Source organism: Eisenbergiella sp. OF01-20, from assembly GCF_003478085.1.
GTDB lineage: Bacteria > Bacillota > Clostridia > Lachnospirales > Lachnospiraceae > Eisenbergiella.
In genome coordinates this window covers 168,787-176,673 of sequence record NZ_QUES01000010.1, presented here as the reverse complement: position 1 = coordinate 176,673, position 7,887 = coordinate 168,787, and the positions used below count along the sequence as shown (strand labels likewise).

At 53.6% G+C, this 7,887-nt stretch carries 6 protein-coding genes and 1 pseudogene; all 7 read left to right on the top strand.

The genetic code is table 11. The features are described 5' to 3' along the window. The coding region (locus DXA36_RS14195; RefSeq protein ID WP_118680210.1) for a recombinase zinc beta ribbon domain-containing protein at positions 1-788 on the top strand (788 nt) is incomplete at its 5' end. A 90-nt stretch (positions 789-878) separates the two neighbouring features. Beyond that, positions 879-962: pseudogene (locus DXA36_RS14190) on the top strand (Maff2 family mobile element protein); the annotation flags it as partial. 19 nt (positions 963-981) lie between these two features. Then, complete coding sequence (locus DXA36_RS14185) at positions 982-1,851, top strand: VirB6/TrbL-like conjugal transfer protein, CD1112 family (protein WP_002595174.1); 870 nt, start codon at positions 982-984, stop codon at positions 1,849-1,851. 177 nt (positions 1,852-2,028) lie between these two features. Then, on the top strand, positions 2,029-2,430 hold the full coding sequence (locus DXA36_RS14180) for a PrgI family protein (RefSeq protein ID WP_002569171.1): 402 nt from the start codon (positions 2,029-2,031) through the stop codon (positions 2,428-2,430). Then, positions 2,381-4,819, top strand: coding sequence for a VirB4-like conjugal transfer ATPase, CD1110 family (locus DXA36_RS14175; protein WP_002569172.1), 2,439 nt, complete (start codon positions 2,381-2,383; stop codon positions 4,817-4,819). Before DXA36_RS14180 ends, DXA36_RS14175 begins: the two co-directional genes overlap by 50 nt. Further along, positions 4,816-5,775: a DNA-methyltransferase gene (locus tag DXA36_RS14170; protein ID WP_002569173.1), complete on the top strand. Its 960-nt coding sequence runs from the start codon at positions 4,816-4,818 to the stop codon at positions 5,773-5,775. Before DXA36_RS14175 ends, DXA36_RS14170 begins: the two co-directional genes overlap by 4 nt. Before the next feature lie 35 nt (positions 5,776-5,810). Then, positions 5,811-7,880 (top strand): C40 family peptidase, encoded by a 2,070-nt coding sequence (locus tag DXA36_RS14165; protein WP_002569174.1) that lies wholly within the window; start codon positions 5,811-5,813, stop codon positions 7,878-7,880. Positions 7,881-7,887: the final 7 nt, after the last annotated feature.

Here is a 7,887-nt window from a genome sequence, read left to right as displayed (position 1 = left end):
ACTGGATTGTGGTGGAGGGACAGCATGAACCGCTGATTGACCGCATGAGCTTTAACATTGTGCAGAACAAGCTGAAATCCCGCCAGCGTCCGGGGCAGAGCAATGAAATCAGCCTGTTTGCCGGACTGCTAAAATGCGGCGAGTGTGGGAAGTCGCTGACGGTACGCTACACAAACGCAAAACATCCCCAGCGGATTTATTCCTGCAAGACCTACAATGCCTTTGGAAAGAACCACTGCACCCAGCACCGGATTGACTATGACACCCTTTACAGCCATGTGCTGCGGAAAATCCGGGAATGTGCCAGAGCTGCCCTGATGGACGGGGAAGCGGTTGCCGACCGCCTGACCAATACCTGTGAAGCAGAGCAGCGGGAACAGCGGGAAGCAATGGAACGCTCCCTTACAAGGGACGAGGAACGGATTGAGGTTCTGGACAAAATGATCATGCGGCTGTATGAGGATATGATTGCCGGGCGTATCAGTGAGCAGAACTTCAACACCATGCTGGAAAAGACACAGACCGAGCAGACGGAGCTTAAAGCAAAAGTGTCCGAGGGCAGGAAGCGGCTGTCCGATGAAGCCCAGCTTGCCAATGACGCAAAACAATGGGTGGAAGCCATTCAGGAATACGCCAACATCACAGAGTTGGACGCAGCTACCCTTAACCGCTTAATCAAAGAAATCGTCGTGCATGAGCGCATTGACGAAGATAAAACAAGACACATTTCTATCGAAATTCATTTTAATCTCAAACCCATCCCGGAGGTGGAACAGGTCACTGCCTGACCTGTCCCGCCGGGACGGTTCTCTTAACAACACCATATAAATTTTTTGTACGCCGCCGCCCGCCATCGAGCAGAGTTTTACACCTAATTGGGGATAAAACAGCTTATGGCGGGCGGCGGCGTTGCCCTTATCGGCATGACCCTTGTACCGCTGCTTTCCGGCTTGTTCGGTTAAGAAGCGCGGGTAAAGGCTTATGCAGAGCATACTTGACGCGATTAACGAATGGATAAAGGAAATCCTCATAGGAGCCATAAACGGTAATCTGTCAACTATGTTCGGGGACGTAAACGAGAAAGTCGGCACTATCGCCGCAGAGGTAGGGCAGACCCCGCAAGGGTGGAACGCAAATATATTCTCCATGATACAGACCCTTAGTGAGAATGTAATCGTACCCATTGCGGGGCTTGTCATTACCTACGTCCTATGCTATGAGCTTATCAGCATGGTAACGGAAAAGAACAATATGCACGACGTTGACACTTCCATGTTCTTCAAGTGGGTGTTCAAGGCGTTTGTGGCAGTCTACCTTGTGACGCACACCTTTGACATCACTATGGCGGTGTTCGATATGGCGCAGCACGTTGTTTCCGGCGCGGCGGGGGTAATCGGCGGCAGCACAGAGATTGATGTTGCCGCCGCCCTTGCTTCCATGCAGGACGGGCTTGACGCTATGGAAATCCCCGAACTGCTCTTACTTGTCATGGAAACAAGCCTTGTGAGCTTGTGCATGAAAATCATGTCCGTACTGATAACCGTTATCCTCTACGGGCGCATGATAGAGATTTACCTTTACTGTTCGGTATCGCCTATCCCGTTTGCAACAATGACGAACCGGGAATGGGGGCAGATAGGAAACAACTACCTCAAATCCCTGTTCGCTATCGGTTTTCAAGGCTTCCTCATTATGATATGCGTCGGCATTTACGCGGTTCTGGTAAACAACATGATAATAGCGGACAATCTGCACAGCGCGATATTCTCCCTTGCAGCCTATACCGTTATCCTCTGTTTCTCCCTGTTCAAATCCGGCGCACTGGCGAAGTCGATATTCTCCGCGCATTAGCGGCGTGTCAAGGGCAGGGTGGAGATTTTCAGAGCGAAGCGGCGAAAATACGACCCGACCTTGACGCGGATAACCCCCATATAATACGGGCGGGCAAAGGGCATAGATTGACCTTTGCCTTGATTACCCTTATGGGAAGTTACAGCAACACCAAACCCAGAGAAAGGAGGTTTTCACTTGGCGTATGTACCCGTACCCAAAGACTTATCCAAAGTCAAGACAAAAGTAGCGTTCAACCTTACCAAACGGCAGATTGTATGTTTTGCGGCGGCTCTCCTGTTCGGCTTGCCGCTTTTCTTTCTGCTCAAAGACAGCACAGGCACAAGCCTTGCGTCTATGGCTATGATTGCCGTCATGCTGCCCTGTTTCCTCTTTGCCATGTATGAGAAGCATGGACAGCCCCTTGAAGTGGTGGTGAAGAACATCATTCAGACGAAATTCATAGCCCCCAAAGAACGACCATACAGGACAGACAACTTTTATTCCGTCTTAGAACGGCAGAGAAAACTTGAAAAGGAGGTATCAGCGATTGCAAAAGGAAACACGAAGAAACAGCGCGGCGGGAAGCGCAAAGCCTAACCCGCCCCGCAAGCTCACCCGCGCCGAGAAAAAGCAGATTGCGGAAATCATCAGACAGGCAAAGGGCGACGGGAAAGCGCACACCGCGCAGCAGACAATCCCTTATATCCAGATGTACCCGGACGGTATCTGCAAGGTTACGGGACGGAAATACTCAAAGACCGTCGCCTTTGAAGATATTAACTATCAGCTTGCACAGGCAGACGACAAGACCGCCATTTTTGAGAACTGGTGCGACTTCCTCAACTACTTTGACGCTTCCGTTTCGGTGCAGCTCTCTTTCATCAATCAGGGGACGCAGCGCGGCGAAGCGGAAAAGGCGGTCAATATCCCGGCACAGGAGGACGCTTTCAATTCTATCCGCACAGAATACCGGGATATGCTGAAAAACCAGCTTGCAAAGGGCAACAACGGGCTTGTCAAAGCAAAATATATCACCTTTGCCATTGAAGCCGACAGTCTGGGCGCGGCGAAATCCCGCCTTGCCCGTATCGAAACGGACGTACTCAACAACTTTAAGCTCTTGGGCGTGTCTGCCCGCCCCATGACAGGCTATGAACGCCTTAAAATGCTGCATGGCATTTTCCACCCGGAGGGCGGGCAGTTTGCCTTTGATTTTTCATGGCTTGCCCCGTCCGGGCTTTCCACAAAGGACTTTATCGCCCCGTCCTCTTTCCGTTTTGGCGAGGGGCGGTATTTCCGCATGGGGCGCAAAATCGGCGCGGTTTCATTCCTTGAAATCCTTGCGCCGGAATTAAACGACCGTATCTTATCTGACATTCTGGACTTGGAAACGGGCGTTATCGTCAATCTGCATATCCACAGTATCGACCAGACCGAAGCCATAAAGACAATCAAGCGGAAAATCACCGACCTTGACAAAATGAAAATCGAAGAACAGAAAAAAGCGGTACGCAGCGGCTACGACATGGATATAATCCCGTCCGACCTTGCCACTTTCGGCAGCGAAGCGAAGAACCTCTTACAGGACTTGCAGAGCCGGAATGAAAGAATGTTCCTCTTGACGTTCCTTGTGGTGAACATGGCAGACACAAAAAGGAAACTGGAAAATGACGTATTCGCGGCGGCGGGCATTGCACAGAAGAACAACTGCGCCTTAACCCGCCTTGACTACCAACAGGAAGCGGGGCTTATGTCCTCTGTACCGCTTGGGGAGAACCTTATCCCCATTCAAAGAGGGCTTACCACGTCAAGCACCGCTATCTTTATCCCCTTTATCACGCAGGAGCTTTTTCAGACGGGCGCGGCTTTGTATTACGGCTTAAACGCCCTGTCTAACAACATGATACTCTGCGACCGCAAGCAGCTAAAGAACCCCAACGGCTTAATCTTGGGTACGCCGGGAAGCGGGAAATCCTTTGCCGCCAAACGGGAAATGACAAACGCTTTCCTCATTACCGACGACGACATAATTATCTGCGACCCGGAAGCAGAGTATTTTTCCCTTGTGCAGCGGCTTGACGGGCAAGTGATACGGTTATCGCCTACGGGCAAGGGCATTGACGGGAAGCCCCAGTATGTGAACCCTATGGATATTAACCTCAATTACAGCGAGGACGACAGCCCCCTTGCGCTGAAATCCGACTTTATCCTCTCCCTCTGCGAGCTTGTCATAGGCGGCAAGGAGGGCTTGCAGCCCGTCGATAAGACCGTCATTGACCGCGCTGTTAGGAACGTGTACCGCCCTTTCCTTGCAGACCCCGACCCGGAGAAAATGCCTATCTTGGGCGACCTCTACAACGAGCTTTTGAAGCAGCCGGAGCCGGAAGCGGCGCGTATCGCGGCGGCGTTGGAGCTTTATGTTTCCGGGAGCCTTAACGTCTTTAACCACAGGACGAATGTAGAGCTTTCAAACCGCCTTGTCTGCTTTGACATCAAGCAGCTTGGGAAGCAGCTCAAAAAATTAGGTATGCTCATTGTGCAGGACCAGGTATGGAACCGCGTCACCGTCAACCGGGCAGAAAGGAAATCCACCCGGTATTTTATGGACGAATTTCATCTTCTCTTGAAAGAGGAACAGACCGCCGCCTATTCCGTTGAAATCTGGAAGCGTTTCAGAAAATGGGGCGGCATACCCACAGCAATCACGCAGAACGTCAAAGATTTGCTTGCTTCCCGCGAAGTGGAGAATATCTTTGAAAACTCTGATTTTGTCCTCATGCTCAATCAGGCGGCGGGCGACCGGGCTATCCTTGCAAAGCAGCTCAACATCTCCCCGCAGCAGATGAAGTATGTCACCCACACCGAAGCGGGCGAGGGGCTTATCTTCTACGGGAACGTGGTGCTGCCCTTTGTAGACCGCTTCCCGAAAGACACCGAGCTTTACCGGGTAATGACGACGAAGCCGGAGGAAGTGGGCGAAGCATGAACGGGCTGAAAACTGACACAATCATCAACCGGGACGCGCTCTATGCCTTGCGGGAGCTTCCAGAGGAAAGCGTACACTGTTGCGTCACAAGCCCGCCCTACTATGCGCTTAGGGATTACGGGCTTGATATGCAGATTGGGCGGGAGGACACGCCGGAGCAGTACATTGACAGGCTGACCGAGGTTTTCCGCGAGCTGCGCCGGGTACTGCGTTCTGACGGTACGCTCTGGCTGAATATCGCGGACACCTACTGCGGCACAGGAAATAAAGGCTACCATGCAGACCCGAAGAACCCGAAAGGCAGAAACGGACAGCAGATTGCAAGAAACAACCGCGTTTCCGGCTGCAAACAAAAGGACTTAATCGGTATCCCTTGGCTTTTAGCCTTTGCCCTACGCGCTGACGGGTGGTATTTACGGAGCGACATTATCTGGCAGAAAGAAAACCCCATGCCGGAGAGCGTGAAAGACCGCCCTACCCGCTGCTATGAACATATCTTTCTGCTTACGAAGTCAAAGAAGTATTTTTATGACGCAGCCGCCATAGCCGAGCCGTTAGCCCCCACAACGGCGGCGCGGTACCGCACCGGGCGCAGCGCGGGACAGAAATATGCGGACGAAGTACCCGGACAGGGGAACGTACAGGGGCTTAACCGGGCGCGAAGCGGCAGCTACTACGACGAAGCCCTCATGCCGACCATGCGGAACAGGCGGGACGTGTGGCTTATCAATACCGTTCCCTACAAGGGCGGGCATTTCGCCGCGTTCCCGCCAAAACTTGCCGAAACCTGTATCAAGGCGGGCTGTCCGAAAGGCGGCGTTGTGCTTGACCCCTTTTTCGGCAGCGGCACGACGGGGGCAGCCGCAAAGCAGCTTGACAGGCATTATATAGGCATTGAGATAAACGCCGAGTATTGCGCCCTTGCAAGGGCGCGGATTGGAGGGACAGACACATAAAACAATATAAGGCGCGTGAAAAAGTCACGCAGAAAATGACCCGCGAGGGGGCTGTCGAGGTAAACGCCGCTACCGGGAAAAAGAAACGTATCAGCAAGCGGATAAGGGACGCGGACTTTGCAAAGACCGAAGCCCCACCGCAGCCGGAACAGGCAGCGCAGCCCCTACCGGGCGGCGCAACTTCCCCGCCCTTAACCGACACGCCGCCGCTTCCCCATGCGCCGGGGGCAGAACGGGAACAGGACACCGCAGCAGCCGAGCGCGTCTTGGAACGTATCGACGGGGCGCGTACCAGAAAGGCGAGCAAAAAGGCGGCGAGGAAAGCACAGGCAGAAGCCACAGCAAAAGAAAAATCTTCCCGCTTGCAGTTTACCGACGAGGAACGGGCAACGCCGGAGCTTGAAAGGTATATCCGAAAATCGGACAAAGCAGCCGACCGTCTGGACGCGGCAAAGGCGGCTATCCCCAAAGAAAAGAAACTTGTACGGGAGCGCACCTTTGATGAAGCCACCGGGAAAGGCAAGACCCGCCTACATTTTGAGGAACAGGAAAAGCCCATAGGAAAGAATAAGCCCCACAATAACCCGCTATCCCGCCCCGCACAGGAAGCGGGTATTTTCGTCCACAACAAGATACATTCCGTTGAAAAGGACAATTCCGGCGTTGAGGGGGCGCACAAATCCGAAGAACTGGCAGAGCGCGGCGCAAAGTACGGGGCGCGGAAAGTCAAGGAGGGCTACCACAGCCACAAGCTCAAACCCTACCGGGCGGCGGCAAAGGCAGAGAAAGCGGCGTTCAAGGCGAATGTGGATTTTCAGTACCATAAAGCCCTGCATGACAATCCGCAGATTGCGGGCAATCCCCTTTCCCGCTTCATGCAGAAGCAGCAAATCAAGCGGCAGTATGCAAAGTCGGCAAGGAAAGGCGGCGCAAAAACGGCGCAGAAAGCCGCAGAGAACACCCGCAAGGCGGCAAAAAAGACCGCCGAGGAAACAAAAAAGGCAATCGCTTTTGTAGGGCGGCACCCGGCGGGCGTATGTATCGCCGTTGCCGCGCTACTCTTATTCATCATGGTATCGGCGGGGCTTTCCTCTTGCGGTTCCATGTTCTCCGGCTTGATGAACGGCATACTTGGGACTTCCTACACGTCGGAGGACAGCGACCTTGTGGCGACGGAGAACAATTACGCCGCAAAGGAAAACGAGCTTCAGCAGCAGATTGACAATATCGAAAGCACCCACCCCGGCTATGACGAATACCGCTATGACCTTGACAGTATCGGGCATAACCCCCATGAGTTAGCGTCCTACCTCACCGCCCTTTTACAGACCTACACCCCGCAGAGCGCACAGGCAGAGCTAAATCGCGTCTTTGCCATGCAGTACACTTTGACGCTGACAGAAGAAACGGAAATCCGCTACCGCACAGAAACAAGCACAGACCCGGAAACAGGGGAAACGACCACCGAGGAAGTACCCTACGAGTACCATATCCTCAACGTGAAGCTGACGAACAAGCCCATTTCCGAGATTGCGGAGGAACTTCTAACGCCACAGCAGCTTGAAATGTACCGCGTCTATCTGGAAACAAGCGGAAACAAACCGCTGATTTTCGGCGGCGGCTCCCCCGATATGGGCGCGTCCGAGGATTTAAGCGGCGTACAGCTTGTAAACGGCACACGCCCCGGCAACACCGCCGTTGTAGACCTTGCGAAGCGGCAAGTCGGCAACGTGGGCGGGCGACCCTTTTGGAGCTGGTACGGATTTAACAGCCGCGTGGAATGGTGCGCCTGTTTCGTTTCATGGTGCTACAATCAAGCCGGAAAGAGCGAGCCGCGCTTTGCCGGGTGCCAGTCACAGGGCGTACCCTGGTTCCAGTCACGCGGGCAATGGGGCGCGAGGGGCTATGAGAATATCGCCCCCGGCGACGCTATCTTTTTCGACTGGGACGGGGACGGGAGCGCAGACCATGTGGGGCTTGTTATCGGAACGGACGGGGAGCGCGTCTATACCGTCGAGGGCAATTCCGGCGACGCCTGCAAGATAAAGAGCTACCCCGTCAATTACTCCTGTATCAAAGGCTATGGGCTGATGAACTGGAATTAACATATTT